This window comes from Croceicoccus esteveae (genome assembly GCF_031846435.1).
Taxonomy (GTDB): domain Bacteria; phylum Pseudomonadota; class Alphaproteobacteria; order Sphingomonadales; family Sphingomonadaceae; genus Croceicoccus; species Croceicoccus esteveae.
This window is the reverse complement of the sequence record NZ_JAVRHS010000006.1, coordinates 82,845-100,499: the sequence shown is the minus strand read 5'-3', so window position 1 is coordinate 100,499 and position 17,655 is coordinate 82,845. Positions and strand designations below refer to the sequence as shown.

Here is a 17,655-nt window from a genome sequence, read left to right as displayed (position 1 = left end):
ATGGTGACGGGATCATGCAATCTTGCTTTCCCAGTATTCGGTTCGGGGTGGCGCGGTCAGCATTGCTGCCATCTGGTCCATCATCCCCTGTTCGGTGCGGAATGCAACATAGGCCTCGTACGCGGCACGCGTTTGCCATTCCTCGATGAAGATTACGCGGTTGGAATCGTCGGCATGGCGCCTGATATTGATGTTTACCAAGCCGGAAAAAAGCATGTGCCTTCCAGTGTAAGCGGAATCTGCTCGCAGAATTGCGCGATCACATCAGGCTTCAGCGCCAGTTCTAGGGTAACGATAGTAGTCTCGCTCACGGCGGCCGTTCCTCTCTCGTCGCTATCGCCCGATCGGATAGAATATGGATTTTTCGTGCTGGTATTCGCGCAGCCAGCCGGGGCCGTACTCGCGCCCGATTCCCGAACGTTTGTAACCCCCGATCGGGGCGTCGCTCATGGTCCCTGTTCCACCGTTCAGCGAGACGCTGCCGGCCCGGACCTGCATGGCCATTTCATAGCCTTTCGCGGCATCGGCTGTCTCGATTGCGCCATTGAGTCCGTAGCGCGAATCATTGGCGATGCGGATCGCTTCCTCGTCAGAGGAAAAGCCGATTATGCAGCCCACCGGACCGAAGATCTCTTCTTGCGCAATGGCCATGTCGTTGGTGACATCGTCGAACAGCGTCACTTGTGTGAAGTAGCCCTTGTCGAGACCTTCTGGCCGCCCCCCGCCGCACACAAGTTTTGCTCCGGCGGAATGGCCCAGCTCGATAAAATGCTCGACCTTGCTGCGCTGGCTCGCACGTATAAGTGGCCCCATGTCGGTCGCAGGGTCTGCCGGATTACCAACGCTGATCTGTTCCGCCACAGCTGCTGCGGTCGCTGCGAACCCTGCGCGCTGGCTTTCGTGCACGAGGAAACGGGTGGGAATGGCGCACCCTTGCCCGGCGTTGATGGACAGGAGAGTTGCGGCGCTTACCGCGGCGCGCTCTACATCGGCGTCCTCACGCACGATCATCGCCGACTTGCCCCCCAGTTCCAGGTGAACTTTTTTCAGCGTTGGGGCGGCCTGTCCCATGATCTGTGCACCCACGGCTTCCGACCCTGTGAAAGTGACCATGTCGACCCGCTCGTCAGTGCACAACAGTTGCCCCTCTTCGATACCTCCGGTGACAATGTTGAGTACGCCCGGCGGCAGTCCGATTTCGTCTGCCAAGCGGCCGAACATCAGCGCGGAAAACGGCGTGAAGGGCGAAGGTTTCAGAACCATGGTGCAGCCCGCCAAAAGAGCAGGACCGATCTTGGCGAGGTTGAGCAGGAAGGGGAAATTGTAGCCGGTGATCGCAGAGACAACGCCAATCGGTTCGCGTACCACCGTGGTCCCACCTATGGAGCGGGGGCCGTCGGGCGCGAAGGGGTTGGGGGTAACGTCAATGGGCAGCCGCTCGGACTGCTCGCGCCGCGCATGGCCGATTGCAGCTTCGAGAAGTCGCAGCGGGTTGCCCACCTGCATCAGTTGCGTGATGCTTGCCGCGCAGCCCACTTCTGCCACGATCAATTCAGCGATCTGCGACTGTCTTGCTCGCAGTTCTCTTGCCAGGGCTTCGACCACGTCGGCGCGCTCTGCCATAGACATCCTAGGCCATGGTCCATTGTCGAACGCCTCACGGGCAGAGGTAATTGCCGCCTCGACCTGCTGTGCCGAAGCGACAGGCGCGTTCGCCAGCACATCTTCCGTCGCGGGGTTGATTACGGGTTCAGTGCCAGCCTGCGGTGCATGCCATGCGCCGTCGCAGTAGATCTGCGCAATGTCGGTGAATGGTATGGTCATGTAGAGCGCTCCTCATTGAGAATCATGTCCGAGGCGTTCATCGCGATGGCCATGGCTGGTGCGTTCGTATTGCCGGATACAAGTTCGGGCATGATCGAAGTGTCGCACACCCGCAGTCCTGAAACACCGCGAACGCGCAATTGCGGATCGAGCACACTGTCTGGCTGCGCCCCCATCGCGGCGGTGCCGGCGATATGGAAGGATGTGCCGCCGAGATGGAGAAGATTGGCGAGGATTTCCTCGTCCGTATTGATCTGCGCCGCCATACCGACTTCCTTGACCACCCAAGGGGAGAGGGCATCCTGCTGGCCGAAACGGCGGATCCATTTGAATAGGGCGAGGGCCCTGTCGCGGTCGATTTTTTCGGCAAAGTGATTGGCGTCGATCCGGGGCGGGGCAGCCGGATCGCTGGAACGGATATGAGTCGAACCGCAGCTTTCCGGGCGGGTGAAATAGCCGAGCAGGCGCATGCCGGGAAAACTGTCGAGCACCACCTTGCCCTTGGCGTTCTGCTTCATTGTGACAAGCATCGATCCGACTTGCGCGTCGGGGCGATCAAGATCCGGCGTCGTTTTTATGAAGCCGCCGATTTCGTGCGCTGCATCGGTCATGGGGCCACGCCGCTGGAACAGGTATCGAAGGACCGAAGCAATCAGGCCCACTCCGCGCAGCTTCTGGTTCGAGCTATGGCCCCGGATACGCCAGTCGACTGCGACATAGCGATGTTCGCGCAGATTTTCTCCGACATTGGGGCTGTGTGCGATGACTTCGATGCCCAGCGCTTTCAGCCGCGGCGTGTCTCCGATACCCGACAGCTCTAGCAGTTTGGGGGACTCGACTGCTCCTGCGCTCAGGATGATCTCGCCGCAGCAGGCGATGGTTTGACCATCGACGATTACGCCCGTCGCCCGATTGACTTCGAATACTATCCTTTCGACAGAAGCGCCGGTCATGATGGTCAGGTTTGGCCGGTCGCGTATCGGATCGAGAAAGGCCCGTGCCGCCGAGAAGCGTTCGCCTTTCCATGTCGTTGTCGGCTGATAGCCCATACCCTGGTCCGCCACGACATCGACTGCGTTAACGTCTTCTACCGTCGGCACACCCATTTGCGCGCCGGCATCCAGCAACGCGGCGGTGACTGGATTGCCGTCTGCCGCGACGGTGATGCGCAGGGGACCGCCTGTGCCGCGCCATTCCGCTGAACCCAGGGCGTGATTTTCCAGCGCGATGAAATGGCGACCCATGCGATCCCAGCCCCAGCCGGTGCATCCCGCCTTTGCCCAATCGTCGTAATCCTTCGGCGCACCGCGCATATAGACCATGCCGTTGACCGAGCTCGAGCCGCCTATGGTCCGACCCTTGAGCCACATCTCTTCCGGTTGATTACCCGCAGGGCTGACATCATAGGCGAAGACATGCGGATTGGACGGGTCTAGCAGTTTGCCCACACCGCGCGGCATGCGGATCAACGGGCTCTTGTCATCGGGGCCGCTCTCGATAAGCAGGACTGCGTTGGCAGGATCCTCGCTCAACCGGTTGGCCAGCACGCACCCTGACGATCCTGCGCCAACTACGATGAAATTGAACGGCGCATCGCGCTTCATGATGTCGGCACCACTAATCTGCCGAAGGCCTCGCCGTTTGCCACGCGTTTCATACCCCACTCCTCACGTCGGGATACCATGCCTTTCGCCGGAAGAGCCTGTCCTACCCTGCGGCAGGTTGCCGCGGTTTTTGTCCCGGTAAAAATTTTTCAGGAGATGAGAGATCAAAGGAACGCAAAATGACCGAGCCGACGCCTGGAAAGATGATCGAAGAGGCGGGCCTCGATGCCGATATGGCCGCTGGCGTCATGCCTGGCCTTTCGGCAGCGCTTGAGGCGCTGGGTCAAGAGCATGGGCTGACACGAACGGGTCACGAGCGTGCGCTGGCGCAGTTTCGCGACAACCTTTCGCGCCTTTCGGCAATTGCGGCGGATCGCAAGGCGCATCCCGAAATTGCCGATGTAGAGATCACCCGCCCAGTGTTCATCCTCGGCCTGCCGCGTTGTGGCACATCGATCCTGCACGCGCTGATCGGTGCAGACCCGCAGATACGCACGCCGCTGCAATGGGAAGTCGCTGCACCATCGCCGCCACCCGAAACGGCGACATTCGAGGCCGATCCGCGCGCGGATGGCTTCGATGCCTACGTGCGGGAGAATTTCACCGGTGCGTGGGCAGATGTGCTGAAGGCGCACCCTGTCGGTGCGCGTATACCGCAGGAATGCGGGATGATGCTGGAAACCGCCTTCCAGAGCATCAACCCGACAATGCTGTTCCGTCTGCCGTCCTATTACGACTGGCATCGCAAGGCCGACACCCGTTTCGGGTACCAGGTGCACAAGATGTGGTTGCAGCAACTATCATGGAAGAACCCGCGAAAGCGCTGGGTGCTCAAGGTGCAGGAACACGCCCATCACCTGCCCGAACTGTTTGATACCTATCCCGATGCCGTTCTTGTGCAACCGCACCGCGATCCGGTGACGGTGATGGCATCTATTTCCCGGCTTATCGAAGTCATCCGCTGCGTCGCCTTCGAGAAAATCGATCGCGAAGATCTGGGGCAAGAATTGCTGCATCTGTGGCACGACGGACAGGCTGCGGCGCTCCGCTGGCGCGAGGCCAATCCGCAGGTAAAGGTGCTTGATCTCGCTTTTCGCGAACTTATTGCAGACCCGGTGGGTTCGGTTCGCCAGGTTTACGATCACGCCGACATCGAATTTTCATCCGCCAGCCAAGAGGCGGTTTCCCGCTGGTGGCGAGAGCATCCGGCGGACAAGCATGGACAGCATCGCTATGAACTGGCTGACTACGGCCTGACACGGCAGCAGGTTGAGGAGGTCTATGCAGACTATATCGGGGCATATGAGGATTACCTGTGAGCCGCTGGGCCGACTATATCGCCCGCTTGTCATCAGCTGAACGGGTGTTCGACCTTTTGCCGTCCGGGCATGACAAGAGCGACGTTGCCGAGGTGGAGCGTTTGCTGTTCATGACACTCGCATCCGGCTGGCTTACCACTTTCGCGGATCGTGACCGGCCCGATTTCGTGCCAGCGGTGAACACTCATCTCAATCTGGTCGGGACGAATCCCGATTTCATTTACGGCACTGCCTCGATCGACGGAGATGGCCAATATCTGCTGACAGGCGAGCGCGGCGACGGCTTGTTCCTGCAGATGGATATCGCCGCCGGTGGTTTTGCAGTGATGGATACGCCCGGTCCGTCGCTGGCAACGGTTGATTTCGATGATCTGGCGCCTGATGCACAGGGACGTTTCTCGCTGCTTTTAAGTCAGGAAAGGCCAGCCAGTCGGGATGGTGACTGGGTGTATCTCGATCCGGCAGCCAGATCGCTGTCCATGCGACAGGCCAGCTACGACTGGGATCGCGGGCGCGAAGCACGCTTTGCCATCGAACGGCTCGACGTTGCGCATGTCCCTCGCCAGTGGTCTCACGAGGAAATTGGCCGACGCCTTGCGACCCTCGCCGATTATCCGGCGCGCTTGGCGGGAATGGCGCTGCAATTCATTGAGGGGCAGAGGCGCAAGGGTCTGTGGAACAGCTTCGAACATGATGACTGGGCAGGGCGCGGAGGCGTGGAGGGCCAGCACTATTACCAGGGGCTGTTTCGCCTAGAATCGGGTATGGCGCTGTTGCTGGAAACCGAATTGCCCGATCGGGTTCGCTATTGGAATGTACAACTCAACGATATGCGCTGGAACGCGATTGATTGGGTGAACCACCAGTCCAGCCTCAACGGCGGGCAGGCCGTAATCGATGATGATGGAAAGTTCCGGGCGGTAGTTGCGCTGGAGGATCCGGGCGTTGCTAACTGGCTCGATCCGGCGGGCAACGACGAGGGATCGATCATGCTGCGCTGGACAGGAGCCAGCAGGGGCCCTGTTCCTTCGCTCACGGCAATTCCGGTGGACGAGATTGCGAAGCGCATCTCTGCGGGAACGGCTCGAGTTTTAAGCGCCGAGCGACAGGAGCAGTTGCGTAACCGCCGCCGTTCGGCACAGATGCGACGGCGCTGGTAGCCGCCGCCTGGCTCAGGCAGAGCCGAGCTTCTCCGCACCGCTGGTGATCACATCGTCACCCATGCGCGCGCGGGCCTGCTCCTCGGCGGCAAGAGCCTGCGATGAAGGGTGTGCCACGTCGTCCTCGGTAACTTTTTCGGTCAGCTTGTCCCAATGGGTGACGAGCAGGCTGTCTTTAGCAAGAAGTGCCGGATCGACGATGTCCGCCGTGTCTTTCCAGCCATCCCAGCTGTCTGCGGAATTGACCTTGTAGATACCGACATAATTGTACATCGGCATGGTTGGCAGCATCTGGCCAAAGTTGCGAAAGGACAGCAGCGCCGCGCTGTGCACGCCGGGGCGGCGCAGGGCGGATGGCAGGTAGCTGTCGGCATACCATGCGCGCAGTTCTGCATCCTTTCCTTGCACGGCATTGAACTGTTCCAGAACCACGCCGCCTTTGTGCTGGATGTCCGGATCGTTGTTGCGAAACGCCAGCGGGTAATAGTGATAATCCTCCAGCACACTGTCATCAATGGCCGTGGTTACCATCATGCGGCTGGTAAGCGCGTTTTCCAAATGATCGCGAGAGAAGCGCTGCGGATCGAAGACATCGTAGAGAGCGAAATACTGCCAGTCGTAATCCGCAGGCACAGCCATTGGTTGATTTACGCTGCGCCGGAAACGCTGCGCGGTTATGGAGCCGCGAAAGCGCAGGGCATCGCGGATATGGATGTTGGTGTACCAGTCATCCAAGTCTGCGTCGCGCCCAGGTTGCGCCTTGGTCAACACCACGAGTACGGCTTCTATCATGCCTTCGCTCCTGCAGCGCTGGTGAAGGGTTCGTGCGGACCGCCCATCGCCTCGCGGTAGGAGATCGGCTGCTTGCCATCGAGATCCTTCACGCCATACCGCTGTGCCAGTTCGGCCCCGATCAGCGCCTGCCCGCTCAAGGAGATAAGCTCCGGATCGGCGTACAGGGCATCGATAACTCTTGCGCTAAATTCGGGCGTTTCCCAGTTGGGCAGGCTTTCGCGTATGTCCGGCGGAAGCATGTCAGCCGGCATTTCGCGCACGGCATCGGTAAGAATGAAGCCCGGCCAGTAGGAAATCGCCGCCACGCCGTGCGGAGCAAGGTCTACCGCCATATCGGCCATCATCTTGTCGGTCCCGGCCTTTGCCGCGCCATAGGCAGCGCCGTGAAAGTAGGACACCCCGCCATAGAAGGAGATGCTGGCTATCAGCCCCTTGCCTGCCTTCGCCATGAGCGGCGCAGCGTGCCACGCCGCGACATAATTGGAGCGAAGGCCCACATCGATCATATCGGCAAGGTGGAGCGGCTTTTCCCAGAACCCGCCGGGCGTCATCAAGTCCGTCGCGTGAACCGCAGCGGCATTGTTGACGAGGATGTCGATTCCGCCCGCCTCTTGCTTGATGCGTGCAAAGGCGTCGGCGACCAATTCATCGTCCGAATGATCGCAGGCAATCGCTAAAGGCTTCCCTCCGCGCTCTGCAATTTCGGCGGAAACATCGGCGAGTTCGGTTTCGTTGCGACCTGTGACGACCACGGTTGCACCCTTCGCCCCGAACTCGCGGGCAATACCCCGGCCAAGACCCCTCGTCGCGCCTGTCACGACTGCGATATAGCTCATCTCTCGTCTCCCTGCGTCTGGTCTGCTTGCGGTAATGCGTAGGCAATCAGCTCGTTGCTGTATCCCGACAGGATGCCGCCGTGCCCACCGGCCGCGATGACGATGAACTGGCGCCCGGACTTCGGCGACCAGTAGGTCATCGGCGTGGCGTTGCCGCCTGCCGGCAAGCGGCCGTGCCAAACTTCTTCGCCCGTGCGCAGATCGTAGGCGCGGATCATGTGCTCCTGCGTTGCGCCGATGAAAGCCAGACCCGATCCGGTGACAACGGCCCCGCCGATATTGGGCACACCCATGGGTATGGGAATACCCAGCGGCATCAGCAGCGGCCCGCTATCGCGCGCGGTGCCGAACGGCCTTTGCCAGAGGAGTTCGCCCGAATTCAGGTCGACCGCGCTCACCAGACCATAGGGCGGTTCTATGCAAGGGGCGACCAAGGGCGAGAGAAACGGAGAAACCGAGGCTGCATAAGGCGTGCCCGCTTGCGGGACCGGTCCGGCGACGCTTTCGAAGCTGGCGATCTCGGCGGGCTGCAGCCCCATGCGGTCAGCTTCGTCACGCGATATGAGGCGGTTGTAGTTGATGACGTGGGACGAATTGACGAAGACGATCCCGCTTCCCGGATCTATCGCGACGCTACCCCAGTTGTTACCACCCAGAGAGCCCGGCCAGACGATTGATGCCCGGTCGGCTTCCAGCGGTGTTAGATGTCCGTCGAACCTCGCCTGGCGAAACTTCAGGCGACACCATGCCTGGTCCAGCAGGGCAATGCCCCACATGTTCCTTTCGCTAGGACGTGGGCCTTCGAAACTGGGCAATCCGACCGAGAACGGCTGCGTGGGCGATGCCCGATTGCCCTCCGCATTGGATGTTGCCACGGGCAGTTCATCGACTTGCGCGATGGCTTCGCCCGTGCGGCGGTCGAGCATGAACATTTCGCCGCGCTTGGTGGGTTGCAACAGGGCAGGCCGGCCGTCGGCTAGATCGAGGAGCACCGGTTGCGAGGCGACGTCGTAATCCCAGATATCGTGATGCGTGGTCTGAAAATGCCAGCGTGGCCGCCCCGTCGCGGCATCCAGCGCAACGACGCTGCTGGAATAAGTCTCCATTTCCGGCGAACGATGCAGCCCGGTATAATCAGGGGTGGCATTTCCCAGCGGAACATATACCAGCCCGAGGTCTTCGTCCGCGCTCATCACGCTCCAGCTGTTTGGTGTGCCGGGCGTATAGGTTTCCCCGGCTTCCGGCTCGCCCGTCTTTTCCGGGGCGCCCATATCCCAGGCCCATGCCAATTCTCCGGTGATGGCGTCGAAAGCGCGAATTACGCCGGATGGCTCACCCACCATCTGCCCATCTGTAACCCAGCCACCGATCACCAACTTGCCCGATACAATGGTCGGCGGGGAGGTGGCGTGATAGTAGCCTGGCGGCGCCTTGCTCATCCCGCGTAGCAGGTCGACCTCTCCTGCCTCGCCAAACCCGCTGCAAGGCTGACCGGTCTGCGCATCCAGTGCAATCAGACGGCTGTCTATGGTGGCCGTGTAGATGCGCGCGGCACAGCTTTGTGCGGCATTGGCATCGGGCATGGCAAAATGGCTGACACCGCGGCAGTTCTGGCCGAACACGCCGGTCGTATCGGCGTTGGCTTCGAACCGCCAGATCTGCTCACCGCTCTCCGGGTCGAGCGCGATGACGTCGTTGTAGCCGGTGCAGAAATACAGACGATTGTCGATCATCAGGGGCGTGGTCTGGAAGGCGGCCGGCTGGCCATTCGGCTCTGTTCCCGTAGAGAAACGCCATGCTTCTTCCAGTGCGCCGACGTTGGCCCGGGTGATCTGATCCAGCGGAGAGAAGCGTTGGCCGGCCTGCACGTTTCCGTAATGGTGCCATTCGCCGTCACGAATTGAGATAGGTGCGGTGGCGAGGCTGGAGAGATCATCGCCGCCGGTGATGCGATCGTTCCAGAATGTCCAGCCGAGGCCGCCCAACAGGGCCACCAGCGCGCCAGCCAGCAGCCCGCCGCTCAATCGCGTTACCGGCTTTGCGCCAAGCGATCGCCTGACCCAGGGCAAAAGCAACCAGATGCCGATACCGGTCAGCAGGCCCATGCGTCCGAGCAATGGCCAGAAGGCCAGTCCGGATTCCCAAAGTGACCACGCCAGCGAGATGAGCCAAAGCGCGCCATAGACATACAATGCCCGCTTCAATTGCCGCCACAGCAGCCACGCCACCGCAACAAGCGCGAAAGCACAGGCCAGATAATAGGGCGATCCGCCCTCCAGCAGCAATTGGCCGCCGAGCCATATAAGGCCCAGACTGAGCAGCACCAGCACTACTGCCAGAAGGCGATTGAGCCAGGTCATGCGGGTGTCATCCCATGAGGTGAAAGATCAGGGAACAAGCGCGCTCGGCCCCCCGAACAGGATGCGACCCAGGATGGCAGGGCCGATGTTCACGGCGAAGAACGTCATCTGGAACAGCACGATCATGCTCCACAGCCGCGTCCATTCACGGCGAAATCCGGCGGGCTTGCGTTTCGCTCCTGCCCGCAGTTCATGGGGCATGAAGCCGTCCTCGTCGCGGTCGGCGAGCAAGCCGACGAAGCCACCTGCCCAAAGGCCGATCAACAGCGGGAAGATGAGCGGAAGCCGACCCTGCTCGCTTTCCAGCGCCGGGCCGATAATGGAGTCGTAAGTCCACCAACCGTTGGCAACAGAACTGCCCTCGACATAGATCTGGTAGGCGAGGAACAGCGGAAAAGCCGTGAGCATTGAGTGAAAATAGACCGAGCGGCTGGGGAACTTCCATTTCAGGAAAATCACCAACGATGTGAGCAGGGGTATCGATACCGCGAACCACCAGCCCCAGCTGAACGGCATGAAGAGCGGTTTCACCGGCGTGGTATAGGCCATATCGCCCCAGAAGGGCAGGCGGGCGAATTGCGGGTTCCAAGCGACATAGGCCCCCCAGTCGCCGAAGAATTCCTGCCAGAACCCACTGGAAGCGGCCACCAGCATCAATCCGAAGAGTGGAATCCTGCGATTTTTCGCGGTCAGTGCCAGGGCCGCGAGCAACAATCCGCTCCACAGGTAGATGCTGCCGGTTTCCATCATCCACGGATTGACCGGATCGCCCATCGCCCGCGCGGCGAGCACCTCTGGGCTCATTGCGTCAGCGCCTTGATGTGTTCGGGAAGATTATAATTGTAGCCCTTTTTCTCGTAGAGGCTGGAAATTCGCCAGCCGTCGCTGGTCCGGCGGAATTCGTGGATGTACCACAAGCCGAAGAAAATAGTCTGCGGCTCCCCGTCGTCTCCGGGTGCAACCATGGGGTTGAAACATACAGAGCGCGTTTCACAGGTGTCGCCGTCGAACTTGTACTGCGTGGTAGAAACCGCGTGCTGCGCCATCAGAATGGGGCCAAGACTTGCTTCGAGGAAGGCCTTTATCTCAGGCAGTGAGCCCTTCACGCCAACCATCTCGCTGTAATCGATAACGGCATCATCGGTGAAAAACTGATCCAGCGCGTCGAACTCTCCGTTATCCACGGCATAGCAGTAGCCGACCAGCAGATCTTGGATTTCGAACCTATTCGACATTTCTTGCATTGTAAGCACGGCAGTCTCCCTCTGTCCGTTGGCACCAGCTTCATGCGCGACCGTCGAATGGGTTATTCCTTCCCATTGGTAGGTTGCAGTCGGCTCGTGCGTATCGAAAAAGGCGGAGAAATGGCCGCGCCACGTTTTTCCGGGGTCGGTGATTTTTTATAACAAGGCCGCTATCGGCGGTGACCATGATGGAGATATCAATGGCTGGAAGAATTGCCCCTTTCACTGAAGAAGATTTCAAGCTTTCGCCCGAAAAGCGCGCCGAGATTTGTGAAGGACTGACAGAGCGGCAGGCTTTCATGGTCAACCAGTGGATGGATCTCCATGATAAGCTCAACGTCGGCGACTGGACCGGTTTCGACGAGTTCATGGACAAGAGCAAGATGACCTACGACAATCCCAATCGTCCCGACCTGGGAACGTTTGAGGAATGGTCGACTTCGCCTATCGCCCTGTACAAGACCTTCCCGCCATCGATCTATCGTACGCTCAAGGCCTGGGGCAGCGGAGACGATGAAATCTGCGTTCTGTGTCACCATCACGGCAAACACACGGGCGGCCCCTACATGGGCGTGCAACCCACCGGCAATCAGCTCGATGTGCTGTGGTTCAGCTGGATCAAATTCGAAGGCGACAAGATCGTCCACATCTACTCGATCTCGGATGTGCTCTCGATGCTGATCGACCTTGAAGTGATGGAAGCGCTGCAGCCGGTCGATCCCTACAAGTAAGCTCGACAGGTATACCAGTACGCGAAAGGGGAGGCTGCAGGGTCTCCCCTTTTTCGTGCGCGTATTGTTAGAGGCTAAATCCTCCATCGACGATGATTGTCTGTCCGGTAATGTAGGCTGCCCTGTCGGACGCGAGGAAGCGCACCGCTTCAGCCACGTCTTCACTGTTGCCGAAGTGTCGCAGGGCGATGGCCTTCTTCTGGCTCTCCCAGATGTCGGGCGTATAGAGCGTCTGGAGGAAGTGTGCCCCAAGACCCGCATCGATGATGCCTGGTGCCACCATGTTGGCGCGAATACCGAACTTTCCCTCTTCCTTGGCAATGGCGCGGCCAAGGGCTTCCATCCCGGCCTTTGGAACGGAAGAGAGTGCATCGCCCGGCGGGAATGTGTAATTGGCCACCGACACGAGAATGACGAAATTCCCGCCTCCCTGCGTACGAAAAAGGGGAAGCACCTCGGCCACGATCCGCGTCAGGCCGAGCAATTCGGTTTCAATGACCTCGCGCCATTGATCATCCTCGATCTGGCTGACGAACGGCTGCTCTATCGTGACGCCGGCCGCGTAGACAAGCGCATCTATACTGCCGAAATGGTCAACCGCTGCGGCGACGGAAGAGCGGATCGAAGCAGGATCGGCAAGATCGCAGATGGTTGGCCAACCTTCGCACCCGAAGGGCAGCGTTGCGGCCAGTTCTTCGGCTGCGGCGACATTGGATCGATAGCCCAGTGCGATGCCACCGAAATCTTCGGCGAGGGCAACGGCGGATGCACGGCCTAGTCCCCCGGTGGCGCCAACCACGAATGCATTCTTTCCGCTCACTCGGTCACACCCTCTCAATAGCGCTCAAGTTGCGCAAGCAGTTGTGCTGCGAATTCGTCGTTCCTGTCGGCTGTAAACATATGGCCGACACCTTTGGCGATCAGAACCTCGAGCTGGGGGGCGAGTGACTGGAAGCGAGCCGTGTTCCTGTCATTCACCAGGTGGCTCAGTTCCGCTCGCACCATCACCAGAGGGGATTGTATTCTGCCTACGGCGGCCAGTATCGCCGCGTTTTCGCTTGGGGGGTGCAGGAATACTTCCCGCCCTGTCGCGGGGTCCCAGTGCCAGTGCCACCGTCCCGATTCATCCAGCCGCATGGATCGCGCCAGGCGGCTGGCGTCGGCCATCCGGGGCTGTTCGAGGTGAACGGAGAGCGCATCGGCTGCGGCGTCGAGGCTTTCGTACCCGTTTGCTCCCTCGGAGAAGAACTGGCGAATACCGTCGATCTTGTCGTCGGGCATGTCCGGGGCGACATCGGCCAGCATGATGAGCCGGATCTTGTCCGGGTGATGCGATCCCGCGATCAAGGCAGCCTGACCGCCGCGCGACGCGCCCACCAGGGTGACACGGCTCGAGAACTGGTAAATCAGCTTCTCGATGTCTCGAGCAAAGGCTTCGACATGATAGTCGCCGTCTTGCGCCCAGTCGCTTTCGCCATGACCGCGCAAGTCGAATGTTATTGCGTGGTATCCGACCTCGCCAAGTCTTCTGGCAGAACCACGCCAGGCATTGCGGCTTTGACCTCCGCCATGAAAAAAGAGAACGGGAGGGGCTGCCGGATCGCCGTAGGCTTCCCCGACAAGCTCCAGCCCGTCCCCTTGGTATCTGGCCTTCGAACCGCGCAAATCAGGCGTTGACGGGCACGGTTTCGGCGTGGCTGGGGTGCTCCCCCGGCCCCTTGTAGGCGAACTTGCCGGGGGCGTGGTGCCACTTGCCATCGTCGCGGCTCTCGTAAGGAGAGGCGACCTCGATCAGGCAGCCGTGCGTGCTCTTGTTGCCGACCCAGCTCCATTTCTGCCAAGTCATGTCCGGATCGTTGAAGGTCTCGCCTCCGCCGGGAAGGTGCAGGCCCTGGGCCTTCAACTGCTCCATCGCGGCTGGCACATCATCGGTGCTGAAGCACATGTGATGGACATGCTCACCGACCTTGTCGAGCCGTTTGCCGAGCGGAGTGCCGGGGGCGGGCTGGATGAACTGGATCTCAGTGGAATATTCGTTGACGAAGGTCGCCCATTTCATGCCGGCATCGTCGCCGCTGGAAAATTCGTCATACTTTACGATGGGTTTTTCGAGAGATTGCGGGTCGAGCACGCGCAGAATCTTGGTCCAATCCTCGATCGCCTGATCGAGATCGCGAACCACCATGCATACATGGGCAAAAGGACCGCTGGGCATTACTTTTCTCCTTGAACTAAATCAGAATTGTGGCGGTTCCGGCATTTACCGTGCCGCGTCCGTCCACTTCGAGTTTGATGTCGCAGGAAACACGGTTTCCTTCAACCGAGGTGACTTCGCCCGAGGCGGTTGCGCGATCGCCTTCATAGACATTGTCGAGGAAACGGGAATCCATGCTTTCCACCCGGCACCCGGGAAATGCCACCATCAGCATATTCATCATGTATGCGACGTTGATCGGACCCTGATTGATCCTCTTGTCGCCGAGACCCTTGGCCTTCACGACTTCCACATCGAGATGGATCGGATTGGGGTCTGCGAGAAACACCGACCAGTCTCGCATGGCATCGGGGCTGACAGAGTCGATCACAAAGGGGGGCAGGGTATCGCCGATCTTTGGTTTGTCTGTGCTGCTCATGCGGCTAGCTCCTTGCGCGGGAGGACCCACACGTTGTTTGTTTCCAGCACGGCATCTCCACCGTCGACCGGATGCAGACGCAACCGGTAAGTCAGAACGTCCATCACGCCCAGCTTGCGGCTTTTCTTGCGAACAAGGCTGAGGATTTCTCCGGCCACCCTGTAATCCTGTCCGACGACAAGCTGCTCGGAAAAACGGACTCCGGATGAGCCCATCATCGGGCCGTCATCCACGTCGAAGTCGCACGTCTCGCATACCCCGGCCACGGTCTTCCCCATGGCGACCTGTGTGGCGATGTAATAATAAATTGGATGGGCCGTACCGTCTGCGGCAGGTTCCACTCCGGTCGACTTGCACAGGGCTGCATTCTCTTGGGCCGTGATCGTGAAGATCTCGGTTCCGTCGAGCGACGTTCCCGCGACATCGGGGGCAGGGGGGAATTCTTCCATCTGCAAAACCCTCAGAATGAACGTGGCAGGCCGAGATTTTCGGCAATGGAATTGCGCACCATTTCATTGGAAATCGGCGTCATCCGCAAAATCCGGTGATCGCGCCAGTAGCGCTGCATGTCGGTTTCCGCAGAATAGCCCATCCCGCCCATGATCTGGATACCAAGGTCAGCCGCCTTCACGGCATTTTCCGTGGCCACCATCTTCAGCATGTTCGCATCTGTGCCGCAGGGCATCCCGTTGGATTGCATCCATGCGACGTTATAAAGCAGTAGCTCGGTCACCTTTTGGGAAGTTGCAATATCGGCGATGTAGTGCTGCAGGATTTGGAAGCGTCCGATCACGCCGCCGAATGCCTTTCGCTGCATCATGTAATCCAGCGCATCTTCCAGCACGCCGTCAATTGCACCAAGGCATTGTGCGCCCACCATGATCCGCTCGTTATTCAGGCTGGGGAGCATGGCGCCCCATGCCTTGCCGGGTTCGCCAAGTACGTCTTCGTCGGGAACGAAGACGTCTTCATAATGAACCTCGCAACTGCCCATCGCCCGCATGCCAAGCTTTGGCAGCAGGCTGGCGCTGATACCGGGTGACTTCGCGTCCACGAACAAGGCAATCAGTCCATGATGCTTCTTTTCAGCATTGCGGTCGCAGCGAGCGAGAACCAGCAGGCGATCCGCAACCTTCGCGCCGGTAGTCCACATCTTGGCGCCGTTGAGTTTCCAGCCGCCATCGACCTTGTCGGCAAAGGTCTTCATCGCCCCCAGTACGTCGGTGCCACCGTCAGGTTCGGTCATTGACAGGGATACCCTGAGGTTGCCAGCGGCCATTTCGGGCAACCAGCGCTGCTTTTGCTCTTCGCTGCCAGCGATCGCGACCGAATGGGCGCCGCCGAACGACGTCAGGCCCCAGACCCACAGAAGGCCGCCTGCCGTACGGGCCATCTCGCGTGCGAAGATCATCTGCATGATCACATCACCGCCAAGGCCGCCGTATTCCTCGGAGATACCAACGCCGAAGTAGCCCTGCTCCTTCAGCTTGTCCCATATTTCGAAAGGATAGTTTTCCTCGTCGGCCTCAAGCTTGCGCATGAGATCCTTGGGCAGTTCGGCATCGACCCAGCGACGGACGACATCGCGAAATGCAATCTGTTCTTCTGTTAAATTGAAATCCATAATTGCCTCATGCCGTAGGATAATTCTTCGGCAACCTATCGAACGTCGGGTTAGATAGAGAGCCCGCCTTCGACCGGGATGACAGAACCGGTGATATATGAAGCTGCCGGAGAGGCCAGATAGATCGCGGCGCCCGCCATGTCTTCCGCCATGCCGGTGCGCCCCCGTGGAACCATCGATTCCACCATCTCGCGCATTGCATCGTCCTTGATGACGGTCATCTCGCTTTCGAAAAAGCCCGGCGCAATCGCATTGACCGTGATGCTATCCGAGGCAAGATTCTTGGCGAGCGACCTGGTCAGCCAGTGTACCGCCCCCTTCGATGCCTGATAGGCGTAAACTTCACGCGGTCCGATCTTGAGCGCGCCGACCGAACCGATGTTGATGACGGTTGCAGGGCGTTGTGCAGTGGCACCCTTTCGCATCAAAGGCAGCACTTTCTGCAGCAGGAAGAACGGGCTCTTCAAATTGAGATCGAGGACGCTGTCCCAGTCGGACTCGGAAAATTCGTCTATCGGGGCATCGGACAATGTGCCGGCGTTGTTGACGAGCACATGCAGCGCATCTTCCCGATCGGAGAGATCGGCAACCAGCGCTTCGATGCCCTCGATCGTCGAGATATCTGCGGAGATTCCGATCACATCGCCCGCTATGCCTTCTGCCGCCGCAGCCACCTTGTCGGCATTGCGTGCGCAGATATAGACCCGCGCACCTGCGGCGGCGAGGCCTTCCGCAATCATCCGGCCGATCCCTGCGCTGCCACCAGTCACCAGCGCGACGCGCTCTTTTACGGAAAACAGGTTCGAGGTATCGATCATTCGGTGATCTCCAGGACCATCTTGTTCAAACCTTCCGGATCGCCGACAGTAAAGGCGTGGTCGCCGGGGTGTTTGTGCATCGTCCAGCCTAGCTCTTTCGCCCTTTCGTGCATCATGCCCATGATCGTAGTTTCAGCGGCGATGTAGTCCACCTGGTGGGTGATCGCATCGGCACCAACGGGGATGACGCAGCTGGTTGCGCGCATGGGCTGGTCTGACAGATGATCGAGCAGCCATTTCTCCCGCTCGCGATCCATCATATGCGGGTGTTCCTTGGCCATTGCGCGCTGTTGTTCGTGAACGCCCGAGCCTACAGGTCCTTCGCCGTTTTCCAGCATTACATCGAGCCCCGCAGCTTCTTCCTCGCTCGCAAAGCCCATCATAGATGCAATGCGTTCGCCCGCATGAGGCACAATGGCATCGAGGTAGATCACGCGCCGGATACGCTCACCCGCCTGCGCTAGAACGCCCGGCGCAACAGTGCCCGCATAGGAATGAGCGATCAGGATCACATCGTTCAGATCCTCAAACTTCAGGACATTCACGATGTCGGTCACATGCACAGCGTTGCCGACATTGCGGCCTATCAAGTGTTCGCGCTCACCAAATCCGGTGAAGGTGGGCGTGAATACGGTATGCCCCTTGCTCTCGAGTTCCGCACGCATGAATTTCCAGGTCCAGCCGCCCATGCCGCCGCCGTGCATCAG

Annotated in this window: 19 protein-coding genes; 3 read left to right on the top strand and 16 right to left on the bottom strand. The window is 59.7% G+C overall.

Annotated elements, in window-relative coordinates:
• Nucleotides 1–12 precede the first annotated feature (12 nt).
• From RM533_RS09085 to RM533_RS09075, 3 genes are all read right to left on the bottom strand, one after another.
• Nucleotides 13–216 carry a putative quinol monooxygenase gene (locus RM533_RS09085; protein WP_311340919.1) on the bottom strand — a complete coding sequence of 68 codons (204 nt, stop codon included), beginning with the start codon at nucleotides 214–216 and terminating at the stop codon, nucleotides 13–15.
• A 117-nt stretch (nucleotides 217–333) separates the two neighbouring features.
• On the bottom strand, nucleotides 334–1,824 hold the full coding sequence (locus RM533_RS09080; RefSeq protein ID WP_311340918.1) for an aldehyde dehydrogenase family protein: 1,491 nt from the start codon (nucleotides 1,822–1,824) through the stop codon (nucleotides 334–336).
• The gene (locus tag RM533_RS09075) at nucleotides 1,821–3,428 is read right to left on the bottom strand and encodes a GMC family oxidoreductase (RefSeq protein ID WP_311340917.1); all 1,608 of its coding nucleotides are present in this window, start codon (nucleotides 3,426–3,428) and stop codon (nucleotides 1,821–1,823) included. The genes RM533_RS09080 and RM533_RS09075 overlap by 4 nt, the downstream gene beginning before the upstream one ends.
• A gap of 179 nt (nucleotides 3,429–3,607) precedes the next feature.
• Between RM533_RS09075 and RM533_RS09070 the strand changes: the two genes are divergently transcribed.
• On the top strand, nucleotides 3,608–4,747 hold the full coding sequence (locus RM533_RS09070) for a sulfotransferase family protein (RefSeq protein ID WP_311340916.1): 1,140 nt from the start codon (nucleotides 3,608–3,610) through the stop codon (nucleotides 4,745–4,747).
• Nucleotides 4,744–5,907: a DUF1214 domain-containing protein gene (locus RM533_RS09065; protein WP_311340915.1), complete on the top strand. Its 1,164-nt coding sequence runs from the start codon at nucleotides 4,744–4,746 to the stop codon at nucleotides 5,905–5,907. Before RM533_RS09070 ends, RM533_RS09065 begins: the two co-directional genes overlap by 4 nt.
• A 12-nt stretch (nucleotides 5,908–5,919) precedes the next feature.
• Here the strand turns inward: RM533_RS09065 and RM533_RS09060 are convergent, their stop codons facing one another.
• Genes RM533_RS09060 through RM533_RS09040 form a run of 5 tightly spaced genes read right to left on the bottom strand, consistent with a single transcriptional unit; the run spans nucleotide 5,920 to nucleotide 11,133 of the window.
• Nucleotides 5,920–6,699, bottom strand: coding sequence for a hypothetical protein (locus RM533_RS09060; protein ID WP_311340914.1), 780 nt, complete (start codon nucleotides 6,697–6,699; stop codon nucleotides 5,920–5,922).
• Nucleotides 6,696–7,538: an SDR family NAD(P)-dependent oxidoreductase gene (locus RM533_RS09055; protein ID WP_311340913.1), complete on the bottom strand. Its 843-nt coding sequence runs from the start codon at nucleotides 7,536–7,538 to the stop codon at nucleotides 6,696–6,698. Before RM533_RS09055 ends, RM533_RS09060 begins: the two co-directional genes overlap by 4 nt.
• Nucleotides 7,535–9,898 (bottom strand): membrane-bound PQQ-dependent dehydrogenase, glucose/quinate/shikimate family, encoded by a 2,364-nt coding sequence (locus RM533_RS09050; RefSeq protein ID WP_311340912.1) that lies wholly within the window; start codon nucleotides 9,896–9,898, stop codon nucleotides 7,535–7,537. The genes RM533_RS09055 and RM533_RS09050 overlap by 4 nt, the downstream gene beginning before the upstream one ends.
• Nucleotides 9,899–9,925: 27 nt before the next feature.
• Complete coding sequence (locus RM533_RS09045) at nucleotides 9,926–10,702, bottom strand: spirocyclase AveC family protein (protein WP_311340911.1); 777 nt, start codon at nucleotides 10,700–10,702, stop codon at nucleotides 9,926–9,928.
• Nucleotides 10,699–11,133, bottom strand: coding sequence for a nuclear transport factor 2 family protein (locus RM533_RS09040; RefSeq protein ID WP_311340910.1), 435 nt, complete (start codon nucleotides 11,131–11,133; stop codon nucleotides 10,699–10,701). The genes RM533_RS09045 and RM533_RS09040 overlap by 4 nt, the downstream gene beginning before the upstream one ends.
• Nucleotides 11,134–11,342: 209 nt before the next feature.
• Here RM533_RS09040 and RM533_RS09035 point away from each other — a divergent pair, with 209 nt between their 5' ends.
• Nucleotides 11,343–11,873: an ester cyclase gene (locus RM533_RS09035; RefSeq protein WP_311340909.1), complete on the top strand. Its 531-nt coding sequence runs from the start codon at nucleotides 11,343–11,345 to the stop codon at nucleotides 11,871–11,873.
• A 67-nt stretch (nucleotides 11,874–11,940) separates the two neighbouring features.
• On the opposite strand, the gene RM533_RS09030 is transcribed toward RM533_RS09035, so the two are convergent.
• Genes RM533_RS09030 through RM533_RS08995 form a run of 8 tightly spaced genes read right to left on the bottom strand, consistent with a single transcriptional unit; the run spans nucleotide 11,941 to nucleotide 17,652 of the window.
• A complete protein-coding gene (locus RM533_RS09030) occupies nucleotides 11,941–12,693 on the bottom strand; it encodes an SDR family NAD(P)-dependent oxidoreductase (protein ID WP_311340908.1) in 753 nt (250 codons plus the stop codon).
• A gap of 14 nt (nucleotides 12,694–12,707) precedes the next feature.
• Nucleotides 12,708–13,538 (bottom strand): alpha/beta fold hydrolase, encoded by an 831-nt coding sequence (locus tag RM533_RS09025; protein ID WP_311340907.1) that lies wholly within the window; start codon nucleotides 13,536–13,538, stop codon nucleotides 12,708–12,710.
• A gap of 1 nt (nucleotide 13,539) precedes the next feature.
• On the bottom strand, nucleotides 13,540–14,058 hold the full coding sequence (locus tag RM533_RS09020; RefSeq protein WP_311340906.1) for a VOC family protein: 519 nt from the start codon (nucleotides 14,056–14,058) through the stop codon (nucleotides 13,540–13,542).
• A 46-nt stretch (nucleotides 14,059–14,104) separates the two neighbouring features.
• A complete protein-coding gene (locus tag RM533_RS09015) occupies nucleotides 14,105–14,506 on the bottom strand; it encodes a MaoC family dehydratase (RefSeq protein ID WP_311340905.1) in 402 nt (133 codons plus the stop codon).
• Nucleotides 14,503–14,955 (bottom strand): hypothetical protein, encoded by a 453-nt coding sequence (locus RM533_RS09010; protein ID WP_311340904.1) that lies wholly within the window; start codon nucleotides 14,953–14,955, stop codon nucleotides 14,503–14,505. The genes RM533_RS09015 and RM533_RS09010 overlap by 4 nt, the downstream gene beginning before the upstream one ends.
• 11 nt (nucleotides 14,956–14,966) lie before the next feature.
• Nucleotides 14,967–16,130, bottom strand: coding sequence for an acyl-CoA dehydrogenase family protein (locus RM533_RS09005; protein WP_311340903.1), 1,164 nt, complete (start codon nucleotides 16,128–16,130; stop codon nucleotides 14,967–14,969).
• Between the two features lie 50 nt (nucleotides 16,131–16,180).
• Entirely contained in the window at nucleotides 16,181–16,948 is a 768-nt protein-coding gene (locus RM533_RS09000; protein WP_311340902.1) for an SDR family oxidoreductase, read from the bottom strand.
• Nucleotides 16,945–17,652: an alpha/beta fold hydrolase gene (locus RM533_RS08995; protein WP_311340901.1), complete on the bottom strand. Its 708-nt coding sequence runs from the start codon at nucleotides 17,650–17,652 to the stop codon at nucleotides 16,945–16,947. The genes RM533_RS09000 and RM533_RS08995 overlap by 4 nt, the downstream gene beginning before the upstream one ends.
• Between the last annotated feature and the right edge of the window lie 3 nt (nucleotides 17,653–17,655).

Coding starts and splice junctions, on each gene's coding strand:
- RM533_RS09045 (WP_311340911.1), bottom strand. CDS start 10,702: ATGAGCCCAGAGGTGCTCGCCGCGCGGGCGATGGGCGATCCGGTCAAT.
- RM533_RS09000 (WP_311340902.1), bottom strand. CDS start 16,948: ATGATCGATACCTCGAACCTGTTTTCCGTAAAAGAGCGCGTCGCGCTG.
- RM533_RS09015 (WP_311340905.1), bottom strand. CDS start 14,506: ATGAGCAGCACAGACAAACCAAAGATCGGCGATACCCTGCCCCCCTTT.
- RM533_RS09005 (WP_311340903.1), bottom strand. CDS start 16,130: ATGGATTTCAATTTAACAGAAGAACAGATTGCATTTCGCGATGTCGTC.
- RM533_RS09050 (WP_311340912.1), bottom strand. CDS start 9,898: ATGACCTGGCTCAATCGCCTTCTGGCAGTAGTGCTGGTGCTGCTCAGT.
- RM533_RS09080 (WP_311340918.1), bottom strand. CDS start 1,824: ATGACCATACCATTCACCGACATTGCGCAGATCTACTGCGACGGCGCA.
- RM533_RS09010 (WP_311340904.1), bottom strand. CDS start 14,955: ATGGAAGAATTCCCCCCTGCCCCCGATGTCGCGGGAACGTCGCTCGAC.
- RM533_RS09035 (WP_311340909.1), top strand. CDS start 11,343: ATGGCTGGAAGAATTGCCCCTTTCACTGAAGAAGATTTCAAGCTTTCG.
- RM533_RS09070 (WP_311340916.1), top strand. CDS start 3,608: ATGACCGAGCCGACGCCTGGAAAGATGATCGAAGAGGCGGGCCTCGAT.
- RM533_RS08995 (WP_311340901.1), bottom strand. CDS start 17,652: ATGCACGGCGGCGGCATGGGCGGCTGGACCTGGAAATTCATGCGTGCG.
- RM533_RS09060 (WP_311340914.1), bottom strand. CDS start 6,699: ATGATAGAAGCCGTACTCGTGGTGTTGACCAAGGCGCAACCTGGGCGC.
- RM533_RS09075 (WP_311340917.1), bottom strand. CDS start 3,428: ATGAAGCGCGATGCGCCGTTCAATTTCATCGTAGTTGGCGCAGGATCG.
- RM533_RS09020 (WP_311340906.1), bottom strand. CDS start 14,058: ATGGTGGTTCGCGATCTCGATCAGGCGATCGAGGATTGGACCAAGATT.
- RM533_RS09055 (WP_311340913.1), bottom strand. CDS start 7,538: ATGAGCTATATCGCAGTCGTGACAGGCGCGACGAGGGGTCTTGGCCGG.
- RM533_RS09040 (WP_311340910.1), bottom strand. CDS start 11,133: ATGTCGAATAGGTTCGAAATCCAAGATCTGCTGGTCGGCTACTGCTAT.
- RM533_RS09085 (WP_311340919.1), bottom strand. CDS start 216: ATGCTTTTTTCCGGCTTGGTAAACATCAATATCAGGCGCCATGCCGAC.